The sequence below is a fragment of the Enterobacteriaceae bacterium Kacie_13 genome (genome assembly GCA_013457415.1).
In the GTDB taxonomy this organism is placed as follows: Bacteria; Pseudomonadota; Gammaproteobacteria; order Enterobacterales; family Enterobacteriaceae; genus Rahnella.
On sequence record CP045665.1, the window covers coordinates 1,052,527 to 1,073,792 of the forward strand.

A 21,266-nucleotide genomic window follows, 5' to 3' on the forward strand; every position below is an offset into this window, starting at 1 on the left:
AAAATTATGCAATCTTTTGATGTGGTTATCGCCGGTGGCGGGATGGTCGGTCTGGCGCTGGCATGTGGATTACAGGGCAGCGGATTGCGCGTGGCGGTGCTGGAAAGCCAGCAGCCGGACCTTGACTCTCCTTTGCCGGAACAGCCGGGTCTGCGTGTTTCAGCCATCAATGCCGCCAGTGAGCGTTTACTGAAATACATCGGCGTCTGGGACAACATCACTGCGCAACGAGCCAATGCTTATCAGGGGATGGAAGTCTGGGATCGTGACAGCTTCGGCAAAATAGCGTTTCGTGGCGAAGAATACGGTTTTAGTCATCTGGGCCACATCATTGAGAATCAGGTGATCCACCGCGCGCTGTGGCAACAGGCGCAGAAATCTTCTGATATCACCCTGCTGGCACCGGCTACGCTGAAAAACGTCGCGTGGGGCGAAAATGACGCCTTCATTACCCTCAATGACGATCGCCAGCTGAGCGCGCGTTTAGTGGCGGGCGCAGACGGCGCGCAGTCATGGCTGCGTCAGCACGCGGATATCCCGCTGACGTTCTGGGATTACCGTCATCATGCACTGGTCGCGACCATTCGCACTGAAGAGCCGCACCAGTCTGTTGCACGCCAGGTTTTCCACGGCGATGGCATTCTGGCCTTTCTGCCGCTGGCAGATGCGCATTTATCTTCGATCGTCTGGTCCGTTTCGCCAGATGAAGCACAGCGCCTGAGCGCGCTGATACCGGAAGAATTCAACAAAATCCTCGCCAGCACTTTCGATCTGCGTCTGGGCATCTGTACCGTTGAAAGCGAACGTCAGACCTTCCCGCTGACCGGCCGTTATGCCCGCAGTTTTGCCGGGCAGCGACTGGCACTGGTAGGGGATGCGGCGCACACCGTGCATCCGCTGGCCGGGCAGGGCGTCAACTTAGGCTTTATGGACGCGGCCGAGCTGGCATCTGAGATCAGACGCCTGCAAAAAGAAGGCAAAGACTTCGGTCAGCACATGTATCTGCGTCGTTATGAGCGCCGCCGCAAACACAGCGCTGCGCTCATGCTGGCCGGTATGCAGGGTTTCCGCGAACTGTTTGCCGGTGATAATCCGGCGAAGAAACTCCTGCGCGATATCGGCCTGACGCTGGCAGATACGCTGCCGGGCGTTAAACCTAAATTAGTGCGTCAGGCAATGGGGCTGAACGATTTACCCGAATGGTTGCATGACGATCCGGTTCGATTGAAATAATCTAATTTCAGCTCGGTTTTTCCATTACATTTTCTAATCCGGGGCCGGATTTCTCATTCTGCAAATGGTGAGAAATCCGGCCTTGTCGTTATATAACGTCGATATTTTTGCTGTTTATTTGTAGATTTTGCGCCACAAACCCCATTTTCCCAGTCAAAAACTCTGCACAATGCCCCTGCTAATTAACTGACATTCCCTTTGCACTGCATATTTTATCTTATGGTTAGTGAGCTTATTCGGTGGTAACTTCGGGTAAAGGGTATCGTTTGCGCCGCCACGCAAAATCCCGTCATCATTCGAGCTATCTCCGCGTTGGCTTCCTTCGCGAACCCCGGTCACATACTTATGTATGCTCCCGGGGATTCACTCAGTTGCCGCCTTGATCTAACACGAATGATTTTGGGCTATTACGTGGTGTGCCGTTTATGCATTTGTATTCAAATGAGGAATAAGATGGTTAAGCAGACTCAGCTTTTTGAACAACACGTCGCGTGCGGTGCGCGTATGGTCGATTTCCACGGCTGGATGATGCCATTGCATTACGGCTCTCAGCTGGATGAACACCACATTGTGCGTCAGGATGCCGGTATGTTTGATGTCTCGCACATGACCATCGTTGATCTCCACGGTGCCCGTACCCGTGAATTCCTCCGTTACCTGCTGGCGAACGATGTCGCCAAACTCACCGTCCCCGGCAAAGCACTGTACACCGGCATGCTCAATGCCTCCGGCGGCGTCATTGATGACCTGATTGTTTATTTCCTTACCGAAGATTATTTCCGACTGGTGGTGAACTCCGCAACGCGCGAGAAAGATCTGGCATGGATTTCGCAGCATGCAGAACCGTACGGCGTCGAACTGACCGTGCGTGATGATTTAGCGCTGGTGGCCGTTCAGGGGCCGCAGGCGAAAGAAAAAGCCGAAACCTTATTTACTGCTGAACAAAAAAACGCTGTTGCTGGCATGAAGCCGTTTTTCGGCGTGCAGGCGGGCGATCTCTTTATTGCAACCACTGGCTATACCGGCGAAGCAGGCTATGAAATTGCGCTGCCGCAAGAGCAGGTGGCAGATTTCTGGCAGAAATTGCTGGCAGCAGGCGTGAAGCCTGCCGGGCTCGGCGCGCGTGATACGCTGCGTCTGGAAGCGGGTATGAACCTTTACGGTCAGGAAATGGATGAAGGCGTTTCACCGCTGGCGGCCAACATGGGCTGGACCATTGCGTGGGCACCGGAAGACCGGAGTTTTATTGGCCGTGACGCACTGGAAAGACAGCGCGAGCAGGGCACCGAACAGTTGGTCGGTCTGGTAATGACTGAAAAAGGCGTATTACGAAACGAGCTGCCGGTGCATTTCACCGACGCGGCAGGCAATACCCAACAAGGCGTGATCACCAGCGGTTCATTCTCCCCGACGCTGGGCTACAGCATCGCGCTGGCGCGCGTTCCGCAAGGCATTGGCGAACAGGCGATTGTGCAAATTCGTAACCGTGAAATGCCGGTAAAAGTCACCAAACCGGGCTTTGTCCGTAACGGTAAACCGCTGGCGCAGTAATGAACCCGATTGAGTTGAACACAAAAATTTAAAAACATTTTCAGGAGATTATTGATGAGCAATGTTCCCGCAGAGTTGAAATATGCTTCTTCCCACGAATGGGTCCGTTCAGAAGGCAACGGCGTTTATACCGTAGGCATCACCGAACACGCGCAGGAATTATTGGGCGACATGGTGTTTGTCGATCTGCCAGAAGTTGGCCGTGAAGTGGCCGCAGGCGAAGACTGCGCCGTGGCTGAATCCGTGAAAGCCGCTTCCGACATTTACTCCCCGTTAAGTGGCGAAATCATCGCAGTGAACGGCGAACTGGAAGGTTCCCCGGAGCTGGTTAACAGCGAACCATACGGTGCCGGTTTCCTGTTCCAGATTAAAGCGTCTGACGAAGCTGAACTCGCTAACCTGCTTGATGCAGAAGCTTATGGTTCTTCGATCGACGAATAAGTAAAACTGCACGACCGCCCCGCACCCGTTTGCGGGGTGCATTCAACACCCGTAGCTTTTGTCAGTATCCCAAGACACCTCCAGCAGATTTCAGGAATGCGTAGCAAATGACTCAGACTCTCAGCCAACTCGAACACAGCGAAGCGTTTATCGGCCGTCACATTGGCCCGTCATCCCGGCAGCAGCAAGATATGCTGGATACGGTCGGTGCCGGTTCGTTAAATGCCCTGATCCAGCAGATCGTTCCGGTCGATATTCAGTTGCCAGGGCCACCGGCCGTCGGCGATGCCGTAACCGAACATCAGGCGCTGGCTGAGCTTAAAGCCATTGCCAGCCAGAATCAGCGCTACAAATCCTACATTGGTATGGGTTACAGCGCGGTGCTGACGCCACCGGTTATTCTGCGTAACATGCTGGAAAACCCGGGCTGGTACACCGCGTACACGCCGTACCAACCTGAGGTGTCGCAAGGGCGTCTGGAATCACTGCTGAACTTCCAGCAGCTGACGCTGGATCTGACTGGTCTTGATCTGGCTTCTGCTTCGTTGCTTGATGAAGCGACCGCCGCTGCCGAAGCGATGGCGCTGGCAAAACGTGCCAGTAAGCTGAAAAATGCGAACCGTTTCTTTGTGGCTGATGATGTGCATCCGCAAACCCTGGACGTGGTTCGTACCCGTGCTGAAACCTTCGGCTTCGACATCATTGTAGATAAGGCCGAGAAAGTACTCGATCTGGAAGGCGTGTTCGGCGTGCTGTTACAGCAGGTTGGCACTACGGGTGAAGTTCACGACTACAGCGTGCTGCTGGCTGAACTGAAATCCCGCAAAATTATCACCAGCGTTGCCGCCGACATTATGGCGCTGGTTACGCTGACTGCGCCGGGCAAGCAGGGTGCGGATGTGGTCTTTGGTTCGGCACAGCGTTTCGGTGTGCCAATGGGCTACGGCGGGCCGCACGCAGCCTTCTTCGCCTGTATTGATGATTTCAAACGCTCAATGCCGGGCCGCATCATCGGCGTTTCCCGCGATGCGGCGGGCAAAACCGCCCTGCGCATGGCGATGCAGACCCGCGAGCAACATATCCGCCGCGAAAAAGCCAACTCCAACATCTGTACCTCGCAGGTTTTACTGGCCAATATCGCCAGCCTGTATGCGGTATTCCATGGCCCTGAAGGCCTGAAACGTATTGCCTCACGTATCCACCGCATGACTGATATTCTGGCCGCTGGCCTGAAACAGGGCGGTCTGACCCTGCGTCACAATACCTGGTTCGATACGCTGACGGTGGAAGTAAAAGATAAAGCCGCTGTGCTGGAACGCGCGCTGAGCTTCGGTCTCAACCTGCGTACCGATATTCACGGTGCGGTCGGTGTGACGCTTGATGAAGCCACCTCCCGCGAAGACGTGCAGATCCTGTTTGCCGCTCTGCTGGGAGACGATAACGGTCTGGACATCGATAAGCTGGATAAAGCCGTATCGACCGACAGCAACTCGATTCCTGACGCGATGTTGCGTGTGGATCCGATCCTGACGCATCCGGTATTCAATCAGTACCATAGCGAAACCGAGATGATGCGATACATGCACCGTCTGGAGAAAAAGGATCTGGCGCTGAATCAGGCGATGATCCCGCTGGGCTCCTGCACCATGAAACTCAACGCAGCCGCCGAGATGATCCCAATCACATGGCCGGAATTCGCTGAACTGCACCCCTTCTGCCCGACCGAACAGGCCGCCGGTTATCAGCAAATGATTAGTCAGTTGTCACAGTGGCTGGTGCAACTGACCGGTTACGACGCCGTCTGTATGCAGCCGAACTCCGGCGCGCAGGGCGAATACGCCGGTCTGCTGGCGATCCGCCGTTATCATGAAAGCCGTAACGAAAGCAGCCGTCATATTTGTCTGATCCCAAGTTCTGCGCACGGCACTAACCCGGCGTCTGCGCAGATGGCGAGCATGACCGTGGTGGTTGTCGCCTGTGACAAACAGGGCAACATCGATCTGAGCGATCTGCGTGAGAAAGCTGCACAGGCGGGCGATGCGTTGTCTTGTATCATGGTGACTTACCCTTCAACGCACGGCGTTTACGAAGAAACCATCCGCGAAGTCTGCCAGATTGTTCACCAGTATGGTGGTCAGGTTTACCTTGACGGCGCGAACATGAACGCACAGGTCGGCATCACTACGCCGGGCTACATCGGTGCGGACGTTTCGCACCTCAACCTGCATAAAACTTTCTGTATTCCACACGGCGGTGGCGGTCCCGGCATGGGCCCTATCGGCGTGAAAGCACATCTGGCGCCGTTTGTGCCGGGTCACAGCGTGGTACAGATTGACGGTGTGCTGACTCAAAATGGCGCGGTTTCCGCTGCACCGTTTGGCAGCGCTTCCATTTTGCCAATCAGCTGGATGTACATCCGCATGATGGGTGCGGAAGGGTTGAAACAGGCCAGCCAGGTGGCGATCCTGAATGCTAACTACATTGCTACCCGTCTTAAAGAGGCTTATCCGGTGCTCTACACCGGACGCGATGGTCGCGTGGCGCACGAATGTATTCTGGACATCCGGCCTTTGAAAGAAGCTACCGGCATCAGTGAAATGGATATCGCCAAGCGTCTGATCGACTACGGCTTCCATGCTCCGACCATGTCCTTCCCGGTAGCGGGTACGCTGATGGTGGAACCGACCGAATCAGAAAGCAAAGTCGAGCTGGATCGCTTTATCGATGCGCTGTTGGCTATCCGTGGTGAAATCGACAGCGTCGCCCAAGGCGAATGGCCGCTGGCTGATAACCCGCTGGTGAATGCCCCGCACGTGCAGGACGAGTTGGTCAGTGAGTGGACACATCCGTACACCCGCGAACTGGCGGTCTTCCCGGCAGGCAGCGAGAATAAATACTGGCCGGCGGTGAAGCGTCTGGATGATGTCTACGGAGACAGAAACTTGTTCTGTTCATGTGTGCCGATGAGTGAATACGAGTAATTACACACCTTGGGTTGGCACCTAAGCTGTTTTCAAGGTCAAGACCTTGGGTTGGCACCTAAGCTGTTTTCAAGGTCAAGGCCTTGGGTTGCCACCCAAACTGGCCTTAAGGTCAAGACCTTGGGTTGCCACCCAAACCGGCCTTAAGGGGGGCTTATCGCCGCCCCCCTTAAGAATCCCGGGCTCTTTAAAACATGTGCCATGCAAACCGGCTATGTTTCAGCGGCTTTCGTTATTGCCGCAAAATCCCGCCGCTACGCGGTTCCCTACGGTCGGGTTACAACCCGCGCATAAAACACGCGCGGTTTTACACCTCTTCCTCCGGCGTGATTTTTGAATGCGGCCAAAGCTTTTTAGGTCACAACTTCACCTACTCTGATCATTTCAAAAAACAGATACTTGCTCAATCCAGATTTCTTTTAGAAATGGCGAGATGGCGCTATCAAAAATCCTGCTGAACGGAGCGGCTTCGAGACCATAGGCTCGAAGACCGAGAGAAGGTACCGCGCAGCGGCAGGGTTTTGCGCCACACGCGGAAGTACCAGAACACGTCCATCGGCCTGGCGACAGCGCGTGTTTTAAAGAGCCGGAGATTCTTAAGAGGCGCGGCGATAGGCGCCTCTTAAGGCCAGTTTGGGTGGCAACCCAAGGTCTTGACCTCGAATTTAAAGCCAAAGCCAAAGTTGTAATTGAAACCATCCCCTCTATGATTTGCTTACCTTCCCCTATGGAGTTACCCATGAAAAGCGTAGCGTTAGTGACCGGTGCCAGCCGCGGTATTGGCCGTGCCACAGCGATATTACTCGCAGAACAAGGTTACGCCGTCGGCGTCAATTACCTCACTAATGAAGCTGCCGCGCAGGCCGTCGTCGATGAGATCACTTCCCATGGGGGATGGGCAATCGCATTGCAGGCCGATATCGCCGACGAAACGCAGGTCGTCGCCATGTTCCAGCGCCTTAGCGCGGAAATCGGCCCGGTCACAGCGCTGGTTAATAACGCCGGGATTTTGTTCCAGCAATCGACCATCGAAAATCTTACCGCAGAGCGGATCAACCGTGTGCTGTCTACCAATGTGACCGGGTATTTCCTGTGCTGTCGCGAGGCAGTGAAAATCATGTCGCATCGCCATGGTGGAAAGGGCGGGGCGATTGTGAATGTTTCCTCGGCGGCATCCCGTCTCGGTGCGCCGGGTGAATATGTGGATTACGCGGCATCGAAAGGCGCAGTTGATACCCTGACTACCGGTCTGGCACTGGAAGTGGCCGCCTGCGGTATCCGTGTCAACTGTGTGCGCCCCGGTTTGATCTACACCGACATCCACACCAGCGGCGGTGAGCCGGGGCGAGTGGATCGCGTGAAAGCCAGTCTGCCCATGCAGCGCGGCGGTCAGCCGGAAGAGGTTGCACAGGCAATTTGCTGGCTGTTGTCTGATTCCGCGTCCTATGTCACCGGCAGTTTTATCGAACTGGCGGGCGGCAAGTAAAACCCTCTTTAGCAGTATCAGAAGCGCCTCAGGGCGCTTTTTTTTTGTCAAACGGTCAAATCCACATAAACGGTCATTTACGGTCATAGCAATCCGCGAGGAATTGTGACCGTTTGCAAATCTGTTGCTGTCTTGTTGCAGCCTGAATGACGATTTAATGCCGTTCCCGCCACAGATCCAAACTTTAACATTTCATCTCTTCTCATCTTTTCGTGACAACTATCACATGACGACGGCGGCGAAAAATGCACGCGGTCGCTTTTGAGGCACTGCGCATTCCGCGAGCATCCGGCTGCGTATCCTAATTGACATCGGGAAAGAGGAATCACCACATGCTGCCTGTAGAACGCCATCGTTTTATCACTGAAATCCTTAGCCAGCGCGGACGCATTCTGGTGCAGGAAGTGGCGCAGTTATGCCGCATTTCGCTGGAGACCGCGCGGCGCGATCTGGCGTTGCTGGAAAGGCGCGGGATTTTACAACGCAGCCACGGCGGCGCGGTATTTGCCCAACATGCGGCATCTGAAAAAGCGGCGGTGCCGTCGCAGATTGAGCAGGGAGAATCGTTTCGCGATCGCAGTAACCAGTCCCCTGACAGCAAAACCCGCATCGCCAAGCGTGCGTTGCAGCTGATTAATCCCGGCGATTGCCTGCTGCTCGACAGCAGTTCAAGCAGCTGGTTTTTGGCCCGGCAGTTGCCGGACATCCAGCTGGTGGTGCTGACCAACTCCGTGCACATCATTCAGACGCTGGCGGTAAAAGCCAATGTACGGGTCATCGGGCTGGGCGGTGAGTATTCAGCGAAATATGAGGATTTTGTCGGCGTTCTGGCCGAACAAATGCTCAAAGAGTTTGTGATCAACAAACTGTTCTTCTCCTGTCACGGCATCAGCCACGAAGGCGGTATCCGTGAAAGTAATGAGCATCACGCACGGCTGAAACAGCAAATGCTGCTTTCCTCCGAGCACAAAATTTTGCTGGCCGATGCCAGCAAATTCGGCCGGCGCTCTTTTGCGCGGATCTGCCACTACCGGGAAATAGACACACTGATAACAGACCATCTCGAGGATGAAGAATTCCGACAGGAACTGGCCTGGAGCAACGTCAACGTGATTGAGGTTTCTCCTTCACCCCTACAGAAAAAAACTAAAAACAGCCGCAACGGCCCTCTCGCTGCGGCAAATAACTGAACCTCTTTGGAGAGAAAACATGATCAAGAAATCCGTTCTTGCCTGCCTGTTCGCCACAGCCATGTTGTCCCTGTCTGCCCACGCCGCCGACAAAATCCGTATGGGAGTGGTGGTGAAAGTTGGCGGTAACGCCTGGTTTAACGCGATGGAAGCCGGGATCAAAAGTGAAGCGGCCAAACGTGGGATCGACGCGTGGCAGGTCGGGCCGACCAGCGCGGATCCTGCGTTGCAAGTGCGCGCAATTGAAGATCTTATCGCGCAAAAAGTGGATGTGATAGGTGTGGTGCCCAACGACGCCCGCGTGCTCGAACCGGTGCTGAAACGTGCGCACGATGCCGGGATCAAAGTCATCGTTCATGAATCGCCGGACCAGAAATACGCCGACTGGGATTTTGAAATGGTTGATGCCACTCAGCACGGTATTACACACATGGTTGCCCTCGCGCAGTGCATGAAAGAGAAAGGCGATTACGCGGTGTACGTCGGTAGTTTAACCGTGCCGTTGCATCAGAAATGGGCCGATGCCGCCATCAATTATCAGAAAGAGCACTACCCGGCTATGCATCTGGTCGGCGACAAATTTGGCGTGGGTGAATCTCTCGATGACAGTATTCGTACCACCAATGATCTGATGTCCAAAGATGCCAACCTGAAAGGCATTTTGGCGATCGGTTCACAAGGCCCGATCGGCGCAGGCCGCGCGGTGCTTAACCGGGGGAAAACCGATGACATCTGCGTTTTCGGGCCGTTCAGTCCGGGTCAGGGCGCCAGTCTGGTGAAAGCCGGTGCCATCAAAGGCGGCTTTATCTGGAATCCGATGGTCGCTGGTGAAGTCTTCGTGCGCATCGCTGAGAAACTGGAAAAAGGCGAAAAAATCACTGACGGCATGACCATCGAAGGCATGGGCAAAGTGAAAGTGGATGATGCCACGCACACCATTCTGGGCAATGAAACCGAAAGTCTGGACAAAGCCAACCTGCCGAAACTGGTTAAAATGGGGCTGTAATCATGGCAATCTCCGAGATCATTCAAACAGACAACGAACCGCTGATTGACGTACAAAATCTGTCGGTGACCTTTGGCGGACAGCGTGCGCTCAACGATATCTCCCTGCGGCTGATGCCGGGGGAAGTTCACTGCCTGGCAGGCACTAACGGCTGCGGAAAAAGTACGTTGATCAAAGTGATCTCGGGGGTTTATCAGCCGGATAACGGTTGCCAAATCACACTGTGTTCACAGAAATATGGCGTGCAAACGTTCAGTAAACTCAATCCGGATCAGGCGCGGCAGTTTGGTGTTCAGGTGATTTATCAGGATCTGTCGTTATTCCCCAACCTGAGCGTCGCAGAAAACATCGCATTCGACCACAACCTGCACGGGCTGATGGGCTGGTATCGCCCGTCACGCTTGCGCGAGACCGCACAACGTATTCTCACCGAACTTAATTACAGCTTAAATCTCGACAGTAAAGTCTCGGCGCTGCCGATTGCCCAGCGTCAGCAGGTGGCGATTTGCCGGGCGCTGGTGGCCGATGCGCGGCTGGTTATCATGGATGAACCGACCGCCTCGCTCACCCGTACCGAAGTCAACCAACTGCTGCGCACCGTACATTACCTGAAAAACAAAGGCATCAGTGTGGTGTTCGTCAGCCATCGCCTTGACGAAGTGCTGGAGATTTCTGACAGCGTGACGGTTATCCGTGACGGCAAAAAAGTCGGCACTTTCCCGGCTTCTGAGGTTAGCAGCGAACGTCTGACCGAGCTGATGACCGGCCTTAAACTCGATTACCGCCTGAAAGCCGCCAACATGAATGACGAACGCATCATGTTGGAAGCCGACAAACTCACCCGCGAGGGCCAGTACCACGATGTCAGTTTCAAACTGCACGCCGGAGAAGTTCTCGGGCTGTGCGGTCTGCTGGGATCCGGACGCACCGAACTGGCGCTCAGCCTGTTTGGCATGACCAAACCGGACAGCGGCAAACTTTACCTCGACAGCAAACCGGTACGCTTTCGCAGCCACGAAGACGCCATCAAATCCGGTATCGGCTATGTCTCGGAAGACCGGCTGACCCTCGGCTTGATCCAGCAGCAGTCGGTCGGCGACAACACGGTGCTAGCGATTATGGATCAGCTGCGTAGCCGTTTTCATCTGATCGATGAATATCGCAGAAACAAGATCATCCAGCAGTGGATCGAAAAACTCGGTGTCAAAGTCGCCAATCCGGATCAGGCGATCTCCACGCTTTCCGGCGGCAATCAGCAAAAAATCGTACTGGCGAAGTGGGTGCTGACTCAGCCGAAAATCCTGATCCTCGATTCTCCGACCGTCGGCGTAGACGTCGGCGCCAAAGCCAGCATTTATCAGCTTATTCACCAGCTGGCGGAAGAGGGGATTTCAATCCTGCTGATTTCTGACGAAGTGCCGGAAGTCTATTTCAACTGTGACCGCGTACTGCACTTCAGCGAAGGGACGGTGGTGGGCGAATACCTGCCGCGCGGTATCACGCAGCAACAGCTTGCGGAGGCGGTCAATGCTTAAGCTTAGCCGGTTACGCCCGTCCAGCAACGAAGGCTATTTAGCCTGGGTCTTGCTGGTGGTTATCATCACCTTTTCACTGCTCACTAATCAGTTTCTGACCTTACAGAACCTGCTGGATCTCACCGAAAGCTACGCTGTCAGCGGCATTTTCGCACTTGGTCTGTTTGTGGTGCTGGTCACCGGCGGCATCGATATCTCCTTCGCCGCGGTGGCCTCGGTGGTGCAGTACATCATCGCCACGCTGGCGATCCACTATGGCCTGAGCAGCCCGACCGGCAGCATTTTATTGGCTGTCGCCATCGGCACTGTGCTCGGGATGATCAACGCCATCCTGATCTACTGTCTGCGCATTGTGTCGATCATTGTCACCATCAGTATGCAGTCGCTGTTGTTCGGCATGCTGATGTGGCTGACCAACGGCACCAGTTTGTATGACCTGCCGGACTGGCTGACCACACCCATTCGCGTGCTGCCGTTCAGCGTTGGCGAGCATCATTATCAGATTGGATTGCCGGTGGTGGTGATGCTGGGCGTCGCCGGGCTGAGCTGGATCCTGCTCAACAAAACACATCTCGGGCGGCAGTTGTTTGCGGTCGGCGGCGATCAGGAATCCGCGCGTCGTATCGGGATCCGTGTCGGATTATTGCATCTGTTTGCCTACGGCTATCTCGGCGCGATGGCGGCGATTGGCGGGCTGGTGCAGGTGTATCGCGTCGGAGAAGTGGTGCCGAATGCTCTGGTCGGCGGCGAACTGGATGTTCTTGCCGCCGCAGTCCTCGGTGGTGCCAGCCTTAACGGCGGTAAAGGTAGCGTGGTCGGCACACTGATGGGTGTGTTCCTGATTGGTGTGCTGAAAAACGGCCTCAATCTGATCGGTGTTTCCAGCTATTTCATGAACATCGTTATCGGCGTGGTAATTGTCGCTGCCATCACTGTCACCCATTACAAGAAACGCAAAGAAACCGAAGTCGGCTTTGCGTGAGGAAAACCGCTATGTTCGCGAAAAGCAGAAATGTGAATCTTAAAGCCCGGCCCCGGCTGAAAATGGCTTCCCTGAAAATAGACAACACCACCCTGGGATTATCGCTGTTGTTGCTGGTGGTCATTATCGGTTTCAGCCTGGCGATGCCGGGGCGTTTCTTCAGTGACGCCACCTTTATGAGTGTCGCCTTCCAGCTACCTGAACTCGGTTTACTGACGCTGGCGATGTTTATACCGATCCTCAGCGGCGGCCTGAACCTGTGCATTATCGCCACCGCTAATCTGACCAGCTTGCTGATGGCGTGGGTGTTTCTGACCTGGCTGCCGCCGGACGCCAGCATGGCGATGCAGGCGGTCTGGCTGACGCTGGCGCTCATCGGCGCGATGATTCTGGCGCTGGTGATCGGCATGTTGACCGGCGCGCTGGTGGCCTACGTGGGTGCGCATCCGATTCTGGTCACTCTCGCCACCATGACCATGGTGAACGGCGTCGGCATCTACCTTTCACGCGGTGCGGCCATCAGCGGAATGCCAGATATCGTGCGCTTTATCGGCGCGGAAACCCTGCTCGGCGTGCCGGTGCCGCTGATTATCTTCCTGCTCACGGCGGTGCTGGTGGCTGTGTTCCTCGAACGGACGCGTCTCGGTAAATACATCTACATGAGCGGCAGCAACATCAACGCCACCCACTTCAGCGGCGTGAATACGCATCGCGTGCTGATCGCCATCTACGTGATTTCCAGCATGTTATGCGTCATTGCTGGCCTGATCATGATGGCGCGCTTTAACTCAGCGCGCATGGGCTACGGCGATTCGTACCTGCTGCTGACCGTGCTGGCGATCATTCTCGGCGGCACTGACCCCAACGGTGGATTCGGCAAAGTGGCGGGCGTGGTGCTTTCGCTAATCGTCTTACAAGTGATTTCCACTGGCCTGAACCTGATGAACGTCAGTCCGCATTTCAGCCTGGCGATGTGGGGCGCAGTACTGATTGTGGTACTGGCGCTGAAATTCCTCCGTGCGCGCTATTTGCAAAAACGTGCAGGACGCATGAGTGCCGCCAAAGCGCGCGCTGCTCAACCTTAACGCTTTCAGTTATCTGATTACTTTTGCCTCTGACCCAAGGACAACATCATGGAATACAAAATTTCACCGTCGCTGATGTGCATGAGCCTGATCGACATCAAACAACAACTTGAGGTTCTGAATCGCCGCGCCGACATGCTGCACATCGACATCATGGACGGTCATTACGTTAAAAACATCACGCTGTCGCCATTCTTTATCGAGCAGATCCGCCCGCATACGCCGCTGGTTCTTGATGTGCACATGATGGTGGAAAACCCGTCGGACTTTATCGAGCCGATTGCCCTTGCCGGTGCCGATTTCATCTGCCCGCATGCTGAAACGATCAACCGTGACGCGTTCCGCATCATCAACCAGATCCGTTCACTAGGGAAAAAGGTCGGGGTGGTGCTCAATCCCGCGACGCCTGTGGAGTACATCCAGCACTACATTCATCTGTTGGATAAAATCACCGTGATGACTGTCGATCCGGGCTACGCCGGACAGCCGTTCATCCCTGAGATGCTGGGTAAAATTGCTCAGCTGCGCGATCTCAAACAGCAAAAAGGTTACCGCTATCTGATCGAGATCGACGGTTCCTGCAACCTGCGCACCTATCAGGATCTGCTGGCAGCGGGTGCGGAAGTGCTGATCGTCGGCAGCTCCGGCCTGTTCACGCTGGACGATGATCTGAATATCGCCTGGGACAAAATGCTCGATCAGATGCGTCAGGCGCGTCACGCAGCCTGAGGGCAGGAGAGCCGTATGCCGCACTTTCTCGGAGTCGACGTCGGGGGCACCAACACCCGTTTAATGCTGATGGACAGCCAGCGACAGTTTCGTGGCTACCATAAGATCCCGACCCAGAGCTGGGCGGGACAGAGTAGCCCGTTATGCGGTCTGGAAGAGGTGATCGCGGAGTATCTGCACTCGCAGGATCCGCAATGTCAGGTGGCGCAGGTGATGCTCGGTCTGCCGGGCATTCTCTCCCGTGATCGCAACATCGTTCTGTCGCTGCCGTTCATCTCTGCGCTGGATAACCAGCCGGTGGCGGCGTTGCTATCAGAACGCCTGCATCTACCGGTGACAATGGATAAAGACGTTAACCATCTGATGTGGTGGGATTTACAACAGCATGGCGTGCTGCCGGACGTCGCGGTCGGACTGTATCTCGGCACCGGCCTTGGCAACAGTTTGTGGATCAACGGCGATTTTTATCACGGCGCACACGGCGGCGCTGGCGAGCTCGGGCACATTCCGCTGGCGGGGAATCCGCTGCTGTGCCCATGCGGTAAAACCGGCTGCGTCGAGACGCTGACTTCCGGCAACTGGCTGACCGGCTGGGCGCGGCAACATACGCCTCAAACGCCTTTCGCCGAGCTCTTTACGCGGCACGCCGGGCATGGCGATTTAATCGAATTTGTTGCCCGCCTGGCACGTACCGTCGCCAGCGAAATGAACATTCTGGATCCGGAATTCCTGGTGCTGGGCGGCGGCGTGCTGGCGATGGAGAACTTCCCGCTCGCGCAGCTGGAGCAGCAACTACGCAGTCATCTTCGTAGCCCTTATCCGGCGAAAGGACTGAGTATTCACTTTAGCGCCATCACCGACGAGACCGGATGCCGGGGGGCATGTTTAGCCGCACAACGCGTTTTTCAGTCGCAGCCTGCTGTTGCAGCGCGACCGTTTTCCTTCAGGAGAGAGGCATGAACAAAGGCAAGGTATGCGTATTTGGTTCTTTCAACCTCGACATCGTCGCAGGCATGGCGCGCTTTCCGCAGCCGGGGGAATCCCTGATTGCCCGCAACAGCATGATGGGCGCAGGCGGCAAAGGCGCGAATCAGGCGGTCGCCGCGCTGCGTGCCGGGGCGCGGGTGCATTACATTGGCAAAGTGGGGCGCGATGACTTCGGCATGTTCGCCCGTCGCCATCTCGACAGTGCCGGTTTCGACGCCGTCACGCTGTTTTCCACCAGCGATTGCCCGACCGGCAACGCGCTGATTTACGTGGCCGGTGCCGACGCTGAAAATATGATCGCGGTCGATCCGGGAGCAAACCTTACGGTCACTGATGAAGAGGTTGAACAGTGTCGTCCCGCCGTCGCGGCGGCGGATATCCTGCTGACGCAGCTGGAAAATAATTTACCGGCTATTGAAAAACTGATCGGCATCGCCAGAGAAAATGGCACCTACATTATCCTCAATCCTGCGCCGTTCCAGCCGGTCTCCGACCCTCTGCTGGCGCAGGTGGATCTGCTCACGCCGAACGCCACGGAATGCACGCTGCTGACCGGCATTGAGGTGCGCGATATTCCGTCGGCACAACGCGCCGCCCACGTGCTGCACGCCAAAGGTATACAGGCGCTAATCATCACACTAGGCACGCAGGGCGCACTGCTGTCGGTCAACGGAGAAACCCGGCTTATCGCCGCCTGCCCTGCCACTCCGGTCGATACTACCGGCGCGGGCGATGCCTTTAACGGCGCACTCGCCTCACAGCTCGCAGCCGGATCCACGCTACAGGATGCCGCTCTGTTTGCTTCCGCCTATGCCTCAGTTTGTGTCGAAAGAGCCGGTGCGGCCGCGTCGATGCCAACCTATGAAGAGGCGAGAGAGAGAATGAAGGTGGCGGTGGTTTGATACGTGTTTGCTCCTCTCTCTGAAAAGGGGGAGGAGCCGACCAGAGTCATTCCTGCGAGACATCTTCCAAATTTCAAAGCAACTTCCTGTAAATCCATCCAGCCCGTTTCATTCGCAAAATGGCAGGAATATAGTGCTCTCGCTGCGGAAGAACCGCAGTCAGAATTAGCGTTCTGAATCAGATTTACTCGATTGCACTGTGGCATAATGCCGCAGGTTTTGAGTCACCTGTAAATTATGGTGGCTCAGGCAGGGGCTTCGCAGGAAGCGCCGGTTTTCGAGTCCGGTAACGCTAACTCTGTCTGAGCCACCACCCGAGGTTAGCGTCTCGTGTGGGGCATAACATACTGTACTCGAGGCTTTAAAATGACTGATTCAATTATTGAAACCACCTCAGAAAACTCCCTCACCGTTTTCCGCACCCTGATTGCCGATCTGGATCTCAGCCATTTCACTCATCCCCAGCTTTACGATCTCGGTGCTATCGCATCTGAATCTGCGGAAGGACTTTGCCACGGTTTGCTGTGCCTGAGCGAAGGGCTAGAGAATAGCGAAATATTGCCGCCGGAAGGCGTGACGCAGGTAAGCGCGTATCTGAAAGCCTCTGCGCATCTGCTGCCTGCGTTGTTTGAACTGTCAGAAAAGGCGGGGATTGCGCTGGCGACGGAGAAACTTCTGGCGTAAAAACAAAAAAGCCCCGGGCTCATTGCCACGGGGTTTTTCACACACCACGAAACTACATTACTTCAGCCAGCCCTGCTGGTGAGCGTTATCCAGATGGCCGCGGATGTGTTGCCACAGTTCGGGGTGGATATCGGCGATGAAGGCGTTGCGGGCCAGAACCTGTTCCAGACGGATATTGTTTTCCACCCAGCTCTGCCCCTGATTATTCAGGTTCATGATCATCGGCATGATGCGGTCGATCACCAGCGCGAATTTCGCTTCCTGCGTTTCACCAGCTTCGTATTCATTCCATAAGTCGAGGAACTGGACGCTGAGCGGCGCGGGTAAAAGGCCGAACAGGCGTTTAGCAGCAATGATTTCCTGATCGTGAACCGCCGCGCGGGCCGCCAGATCGTAAACCAGCACATCACCGGCATCGATTTCGACGATGTCGTGAATCAACGCCATACGGATGACTTTATTGATATCAACACCCTCTGGCGCGAAAGGGGCCAGCGACATCGCCGCCACGGCGAAATGCCAGCTATGTTCTGCCGAATTCTCCTGACGATCTGTGCCTAACACCTTGGTGCGGCGTTGCACGCTTTTCAGTTTGTCGATTTCCATCAGGAATTGAAAAACTTCGGTCATTGCGCCGAAATTCAGCGGGGGAGTTGCTACTGACATAATCAAACCTTAGTCAAATTGACGACATGATGAACACCGTTACAGAGATTTCCGCTATACGATAATCGCTTGGTGACAAAAAATCATGTTTTTGGGTGCGGAAACTCCCCGCACAGTAAAAATGTCATATGACTAAATTATAAACATAGTGAATGAATTGAACGGCTTTGCTGTCTGATACTCAGGAAATGATGATCCAGCTAAGAGACTGTTACAGGAGGAAATACTCAATTTAAGCGTACATGTGTACACTGGAATCGTTCTCAGCTACTCTGCTGGTCAGGATAGTTTATAACCTGTCATTTTATTTTTCTGCCTCGAGGGTTCTCATCGTATGGGTAAGTTATCTCCATCCCCACAGGGATATCCGTGGGCTGAAGAAATTGCCAACAGCCTGAGTCACGGCGTTGGTCTGATATTTGGGATTGTCGGGCTGGTGTTGTTGCTGGTCCAGGCGTTGGGCGAAAACGCCAGCGCGATGGCAATCACCAGTTATAGTATTTACGGCGGCAGCATGATTTTGTTGTTTCTGGCCTCGACGCTCTATCACGCCATTGCGCATGAGAAAGCGAAATACTGGTTAAAGAAGCTCGATCACTGCGCTATCTACATATTGATTGCGGGCACTTACACACCGTTCCTGCTGGTCGGGCTCAATTCCCCGCTGGCAAAAGGGCTGATGGCGGTTATCTGGGGACTGGCGCTGTTCGGCGTCATTTTTAAACTGGCGTTCGCACACCGTTTCGAAGTGCTTTCGCTTATCACTTATCTTACGATGGGCTGGCTGTCGCTGGTGGTGATTTATCAGCTGGCGATGAAACTGCTGCCCGGCGGCGTGTGGCTGCTGGCGATCGGTGGCGTGGTGTACACGCTCGGGGTTATATTCTACGCCTCGAAGCGCTTTCGATTCGGTCATGCCATCTGGCACGGATTTGTGCTCGGCGGCAGCGCCTGTCACTTTCTGGCAATTTATTTCTACGTCTAGCCTTTACTGAGTGATGTATAAAGCGGAAGCGGAGCCGGATGCTCCGCTTTTTTGTGCCTGCTATGTCCCGGCCCACCACTGCACCAGCGAAGGCACCGGGCTCAGATCGTAATGCGATTTCCCCAACAGATGATTGAGGATTTTCGCCGAACGCCACGCCGTCAGGGTCAGTTGCCCTTCGGCGCTGCCGTGGCTGTGGATCCCGGCGTTCACCGCATAAATCCGGTTCTGAGCCGGACCATCCCAGCGCAGATTGAAATTCGGCTGCAGCGGTAAATGTTGCTCGCGGTCATAGGGGATCCGCTCAAGCATCGGCGCGAGATACTCCGGCAGGCCGGGCCGATAGCCGGTCGCCAGAATCACGATATCGGCTCTGAAATGTTCTTCGCAGTTTTCCAGCCCGTGTTTGGCCTGCAAACTGAAATCTCCGGCGTCGTTGCGCGAGATATGATCGAGTGCACGGTGCGGTAGCAAACGTACATTGCGTGGCTGATGCAGCACGTCAAAACGGTGATAAAGCTGCTTATAGATATCTTCCAGCGTGTGGTAACTGATGCCGTCTGACGGCAATTTCTGGGTGGCTATCTCTCGTTCGCGCACATCTTCCGGCAGGGTGTAGAAGTAATTCACATATTCCGGTGTGAAATATTCGTTGGTGAAAATCGACTCGTCCAGCGGCTGGAAGTTCGGCCTGCGTGACAGCCAGCTCAGTTCAGCGAATTCCCCCCAATGGCCGCTCAGTGCATTAAGAATAATGTCAGCGCCGCTCTGGCCGCCACCCACAACGGCCACACGTTTACCCGTGAAATCCGGCTCGCGCAGTTCAATTTCGGCAGCATGGAAACAGTTTTCACCCAGTGCCGCCCTTGCCGGTTTCGGTATCCACGGCGCGTGGCCGGTGCCGAGACAGATATTGCGGGCGCGGTGTTCCCCTTTTTCGCTCCGGACTACGAATTCCTGACGCTTATCATCGAAATCAATACTCTCCACCGGCGCGGAAAAATTCAGATCCGGGATGCGGTCACAAGCCCAGCGCAGATAATCGGAAAACTCATCACGGCTGATAATCAGCTGCTCAGTGGCCAGAAAACGGTAAATTTTCTTCTGTTCGACCAGATAATTAATAAAAGAGAATTCACTGCGTGGCGCAACGGTCGTTACCAGATCCTGCAAGACATAGGTCTGCATGGTGGCGGTCGGTAATAACATGCCGGGGTGCCAGCTGAATTCCGGGTTTGCATCGAAGAAGGCGGCGTCGAGTTTCCCCGTATCCTTTGCCATCGCGGCCAGGCTCAAGTTGAAGGGCCCTATGCCAATACCTATCAAATCCTTCGTGGGCATCTTTCTGTTCCTTGTGTTTTCATTGAAATGATATGGAAAGTGCCTTAAGCGTAGGTCAGCCATTGGCGACTGACATTTTTCTCGATAACTTATCGAATTATTCCTAAACTCAGTCACTTCGCCCTTTCTCCCTGATTAAAAAGGATTTGCTATGACCCGCCTGCGTCGTTTCAAACAAGTTGATGTATTTACCGCTGTGCCGCTGAAAGGTAACGCGCTGGCCGTGATCCTTGATGCCGAAGGGCTGACCGATGACGAAATGTACGCCATGGCGCGCTGGACCAATCTGGCGGAAACCGCGTTTGTACTCAAACCGACATCGCCGGAGGCCGATTACCGCGTGCGTATTTTCACCACCGATAAAGAACTGCCTTTCGCCGGGCATCCGACTCTGGGTACAGCGTACGCGCTGTTAGAAAACGGGCTGACGCCAAAAAATCCGGGTTATCTCGTGCAGGAATGCGGCGTCGGGCTGGTTCAGGTGAACCAGCTGGCAGAAGGCGGGCAGGCGTTTTCCGCGCCTCCTGCGGTGCTGAAACCCCTGGCGGCTGAGTATTATGAATTGCTGGCCAGCGCGTTACGCGGCGGAAAAATACAGGCTGACGTCATGCCAGTTCAGGCAGACATGGGCATTATTTGGCTGGTGGTGCGGATGGAGAGCGCGCAGGACTGCCTGAATATTAAAGCCGATGCAGCAGCCATCAGCCAGTTGCAGACACAGCTCGGCATCAACGGCGTGGCGGTCTATGGTTTGCATGATGAAAATGGCCCGGCGAATTACGAAGTGCGGGCGCTGATCGATGAAGACGGCGTGCTGAAAGAGGATCCGGTCACCGGCAGTGCTAATGCCTGTCTGGCGCGGGTACTGAAAGAAGCCGGTTTCCCGGACGGCAATAACACTGACCAAAAATACCTTGTGCGTCAGGGCACCAGGCTACAGCGCGATGGCCGCGTCACCGTCACCTTCATCGATGGCGACCCCTGGATCGGCGGCGATACTTGTACGCTGATCGACGGCACGTTAGACCTGTAAACTCAGCAATTACCGGGTTTCAGCCGCTATTTGTCGCTCATTACCAGCAAATAGCGGCAAGGTTTTACGCCAGGATTGTTGAACGTAATCGGCAGATCGACGCCAAACGTCAGCGCATATCCGGCGGACAACGCATAGTTCTGTGCGCCGTAAAGGGCTGGGAAAAATGCTGCTGATGGCATTGATTGACGCCGCCCGTGAGCGGGATGTACATACGCTGATTGGTGCCATCGACGCCATTAACGGCTTCAGTCATACCGGTACGATAAAACACGCCGCGTATAAATTTGACCGCTGGCTGGATTTGGCCTTTTATCAGTGGGTCCTTAATACGCCATCTGAGCCGGTGGGGCTGATAATGGCGGACTGAATAAGATAGCAAGAGCCGGAGGGCGCGCCGAAGGCCAGCCGCTTAAGCTGAGATTCAATCAGTCGGGAAACGTGAGGCG

The 21,266-nt window shown here is 55.0% G+C and carries 18 protein-coding genes and 2 pseudogenes; 17 read left to right on the plus strand and 3 right to left on the minus strand.

Annotation, left to right across the window (positions count from 1 at the left end):
- Positions 1 to 6: 6 nt before the first annotated feature.
- The 14 genes from ubiI to GE278_04785 all read left to right on the plus strand — a co-directional run bounded on the left by ubiI (position 7) and on the right by GE278_04785 (position 16,792).
- Positions 7 to 1,233, plus strand: a complete 1,227-nt coding sequence (gene ubiI / locus GE278_04720; GenBank protein QLK60124.1) for an FAD-dependent 2-octaprenylphenol hydroxylase — start codon at positions 7 to 9, stop codon at positions 1,231 to 1,233.
- Between the two features lie 453 nt (positions 1,234 to 1,686).
- Positions 1,687 to 2,784, plus strand: coding sequence for a glycine cleavage system aminomethyltransferase GcvT (gene gcvT / locus GE278_04725; GenBank protein ID QLK60125.1), 1,098 nt, complete (start codon positions 1,687 to 1,689; stop codon positions 2,782 to 2,784).
- Positions 2,785 to 2,838: 54 nt separating this feature from the next.
- Positions 2,839 to 3,225 (plus strand): glycine cleavage system protein GcvH, encoded by a 387-nt coding sequence (gcvH, locus tag GE278_04730; GenBank protein QLK60126.1) that lies wholly within the window; start codon positions 2,839 to 2,841, stop codon positions 3,223 to 3,225.
- A 107-nt stretch (positions 3,226 to 3,332) separates the two neighbouring features.
- The gene (gcvP, locus tag GE278_04735; GenBank protein ID QLK60127.1) at positions 3,333 to 6,206 is read left to right on the plus strand and encodes an aminomethyl-transferring glycine dehydrogenase; all 2,874 of its coding nucleotides are present in this window, start codon (positions 3,333 to 3,335) and stop codon (positions 6,204 to 6,206) included.
- Between the two features lie 739 nt (positions 6,207 to 6,945).
- Positions 6,946 to 7,692: an SDR family oxidoreductase gene (locus GE278_04740; protein QLK60128.1), complete on the plus strand. Its 747-nt coding sequence runs from the start codon at positions 6,946 to 6,948 to the stop codon at positions 7,690 to 7,692.
- A gap of 332 nt (positions 7,693 to 8,024) precedes the next feature.
- Positions 8,025 to 8,882 (plus strand): DeoR family transcriptional regulator, encoded by an 858-nt coding sequence (locus GE278_04745; GenBank protein QLK60129.1) that lies wholly within the window; start codon positions 8,025 to 8,027, stop codon positions 8,880 to 8,882.
- 22 nt (positions 8,883 to 8,904) lie between these two features.
- Positions 8,905 to 9,888, plus strand: a complete 984-nt coding sequence (locus GE278_04750) for a substrate-binding domain-containing protein (protein QLK63195.1) — start codon at positions 8,905 to 8,907, stop codon at positions 9,886 to 9,888.
- A 2-nt stretch (positions 9,889 to 9,890) separates the two neighbouring features.
- The gene (locus tag GE278_04755; protein QLK60130.1) at positions 9,891 to 11,423 is read left to right on the plus strand and encodes an ATP-binding cassette domain-containing protein; all 1,533 of its coding nucleotides are present in this window, start codon (positions 9,891 to 9,893) and stop codon (positions 11,421 to 11,423) included.
- Entirely contained in the window at positions 11,416 to 12,405 is a 990-nt protein-coding gene (locus GE278_04760) for an ABC transporter permease (GenBank protein ID QLK60131.1), read from the plus strand. The genes GE278_04755 and GE278_04760 overlap by 8 nt, the downstream gene beginning before the upstream one ends.
- 11 nt (positions 12,406 to 12,416) lie before the next feature.
- Entirely contained in the window at positions 12,417 to 13,490 is a 1,074-nt protein-coding gene (locus tag GE278_04765) for an ABC transporter permease (protein ID QLK60132.1), read from the plus strand.
- Positions 13,491 to 13,538: 48 nt separating this feature from the next.
- The gene (locus tag GE278_04770; GenBank protein QLK60133.1) at positions 13,539 to 14,219 is read left to right on the plus strand and encodes a ribulose-phosphate 3-epimerase; all 681 of its coding nucleotides are present in this window, start codon (positions 13,539 to 13,541) and stop codon (positions 14,217 to 14,219) included.
- A 15-nt stretch (positions 14,220 to 14,234) separates the two neighbouring features.
- Positions 14,235 to 15,179 carry an allose kinase gene (gene alsK, locus GE278_04775; GenBank protein QLK60134.1) on the plus strand — a complete coding sequence of 315 codons (945 nt, stop codon included), beginning with the start codon at positions 14,235 to 14,237 and terminating at the stop codon, positions 15,177 to 15,179.
- Entirely contained in the window at positions 15,176 to 16,108 is a 933-nt protein-coding gene (gene rbsK / locus GE278_04780) for a ribokinase (protein QLK60135.1), read from the plus strand. The genes alsK and rbsK overlap by 4 nt, the downstream gene beginning before the upstream one ends.
- Before the next feature lie 366 nt (positions 16,109 to 16,474).
- Positions 16,475 to 16,792, plus strand: coding sequence for a hypothetical protein (locus tag GE278_04785; protein ID QLK60136.1), 318 nt, complete (start codon positions 16,475 to 16,477; stop codon positions 16,790 to 16,792).
- 57 nt (positions 16,793 to 16,849) lie between these two features.
- Here the strand turns inward: GE278_04785 and GE278_04790 are convergent, their stop codons facing one another.
- Entirely contained in the window at positions 16,850 to 17,458 is a 609-nt protein-coding gene (locus GE278_04790) for an HD domain-containing protein (GenBank protein ID QLK60137.1), read from the minus strand.
- A gap of 334 nt (positions 17,459 to 17,792) precedes the next feature.
- Between GE278_04790 and GE278_04795 the strand changes: the two genes are divergently transcribed.
- Positions 17,793 to 18,443 (plus strand): hemolysin III family protein, encoded by a 651-nt coding sequence (locus GE278_04795; GenBank protein QLK60138.1) that lies wholly within the window; start codon positions 17,793 to 17,795, stop codon positions 18,441 to 18,443.
- Between the two features lie 60 nt (positions 18,444 to 18,503).
- On the opposite strand, the gene GE278_04800 is transcribed toward GE278_04795, so the two are convergent.
- Positions 18,504 to 19,784 carry a SidA/IucD/PvdA family monooxygenase gene (locus GE278_04800; protein QLK60139.1) on the minus strand — a complete coding sequence of 427 codons (1,281 nt, stop codon included), beginning with the start codon at positions 19,782 to 19,784 and terminating at the stop codon, positions 18,504 to 18,506.
- 151 nt (positions 19,785 to 19,935) lie between these two features.
- On the opposite strand from GE278_04800, the gene GE278_04805 reads away from it, so the two are divergent.
- Complete coding sequence (locus GE278_04805) at positions 19,936 to 20,817, plus strand: PhzF family phenazine biosynthesis isomerase (protein ID QLK60140.1); 882 nt, start codon at positions 19,936 to 19,938, stop codon at positions 20,815 to 20,817.
- A gap of 26 nt (positions 20,818 to 20,843) precedes the next feature.
- Here the strand turns inward: GE278_04805 and GE278_04810 are convergent.
- Positions 20,844 to 20,969 (minus strand): annotated as a pseudogene (locus GE278_04810) (transcriptional regulator).
- Here GE278_04810 and GE278_04815 point away from each other — a divergent pair.
- A pseudogene (locus GE278_04815) lies at positions 20,963 to 21,187 on the plus strand (GNAT family N-acetyltransferase). The pseudogenes GE278_04810 and GE278_04815 overlap by 7 nt on opposite strands.
- Positions 21,188 to 21,266 lie beyond the last annotated feature (79 nt).

Bases quoted from the DNA above. Each gene is read 5' to 3' on its own strand.
- rbsK (QLK60135.1), top strand. From the start codon at position 15,176: ATGAACAAAGGCAAGGTATGCGTATTTGGTTCTTTCAACCTCGACATC.
- GE278_04785 (QLK60136.1), top strand. From the start codon at position 16,475: ATGACTGATTCAATTATTGAAACCACCTCAGAAAACTCCCTCACCGTT.
- GE278_04755 (QLK60130.1), top strand. From the start codon at position 9,891: ATGGCAATCTCCGAGATCATTCAAACAGACAACGAACCGCTGATTGAC.
- GE278_04800 (QLK60139.1), bottom strand. From the start codon at position 19,784: ATGCCCACGAAGGATTTGATAGGTATTGGCATAGGGCCCTTCAACTTG.
- GE278_04790 (QLK60137.1), bottom strand. From the start codon at position 17,458: ATGTCAGTAGCAACTCCCCCGCTGAATTTCGGCGCAATGACCGAAGTT.
- GE278_04805 (QLK60140.1), top strand. From the start codon at position 19,936: ATGACCCGCCTGCGTCGTTTCAAACAAGTTGATGTATTTACCGCTGTG.
- gcvT (QLK60125.1), top strand. From the start codon at position 1,687: ATGGTTAAGCAGACTCAGCTTTTTGAACAACACGTCGCGTGCGGTGCG.
- GE278_04745 (QLK60129.1), top strand. From the start codon at position 8,025: ATGCTGCCTGTAGAACGCCATCGTTTTATCACTGAAATCCTTAGCCAG.
- gcvH (QLK60126.1), top strand. From the start codon at position 2,839: ATGAGCAATGTTCCCGCAGAGTTGAAATATGCTTCTTCCCACGAATGG.
- GE278_04760 (QLK60131.1), top strand. From the start codon at position 11,416: ATGCTTAAGCTTAGCCGGTTACGCCCGTCCAGCAACGAAGGCTATTTA.
- alsK (QLK60134.1), top strand. From the start codon at position 14,235: ATGCCGCACTTTCTCGGAGTCGACGTCGGGGGCACCAACACCCGTTTA.
- GE278_04740 (QLK60128.1), top strand. From the start codon at position 6,946: ATGAAAAGCGTAGCGTTAGTGACCGGTGCCAGCCGCGGTATTGGCCGT.
- gcvP (QLK60127.1), top strand. From the start codon at position 3,333: ATGACTCAGACTCTCAGCCAACTCGAACACAGCGAAGCGTTTATCGGC.
- GE278_04765 (QLK60132.1), top strand. From the start codon at position 12,417: ATGTTCGCGAAAAGCAGAAATGTGAATCTTAAAGCCCGGCCCCGGCTG.
- GE278_04770 (QLK60133.1), top strand. From the start codon at position 13,539: ATGGAATACAAAATTTCACCGTCGCTGATGTGCATGAGCCTGATCGAC.
- ubiI (QLK60124.1), top strand. From the start codon at position 7: ATGCAATCTTTTGATGTGGTTATCGCCGGTGGCGGGATGGTCGGTCTG.
- GE278_04795 (QLK60138.1), top strand. From the start codon at position 17,793: ATGGGTAAGTTATCTCCATCCCCACAGGGATATCCGTGGGCTGAAGAA.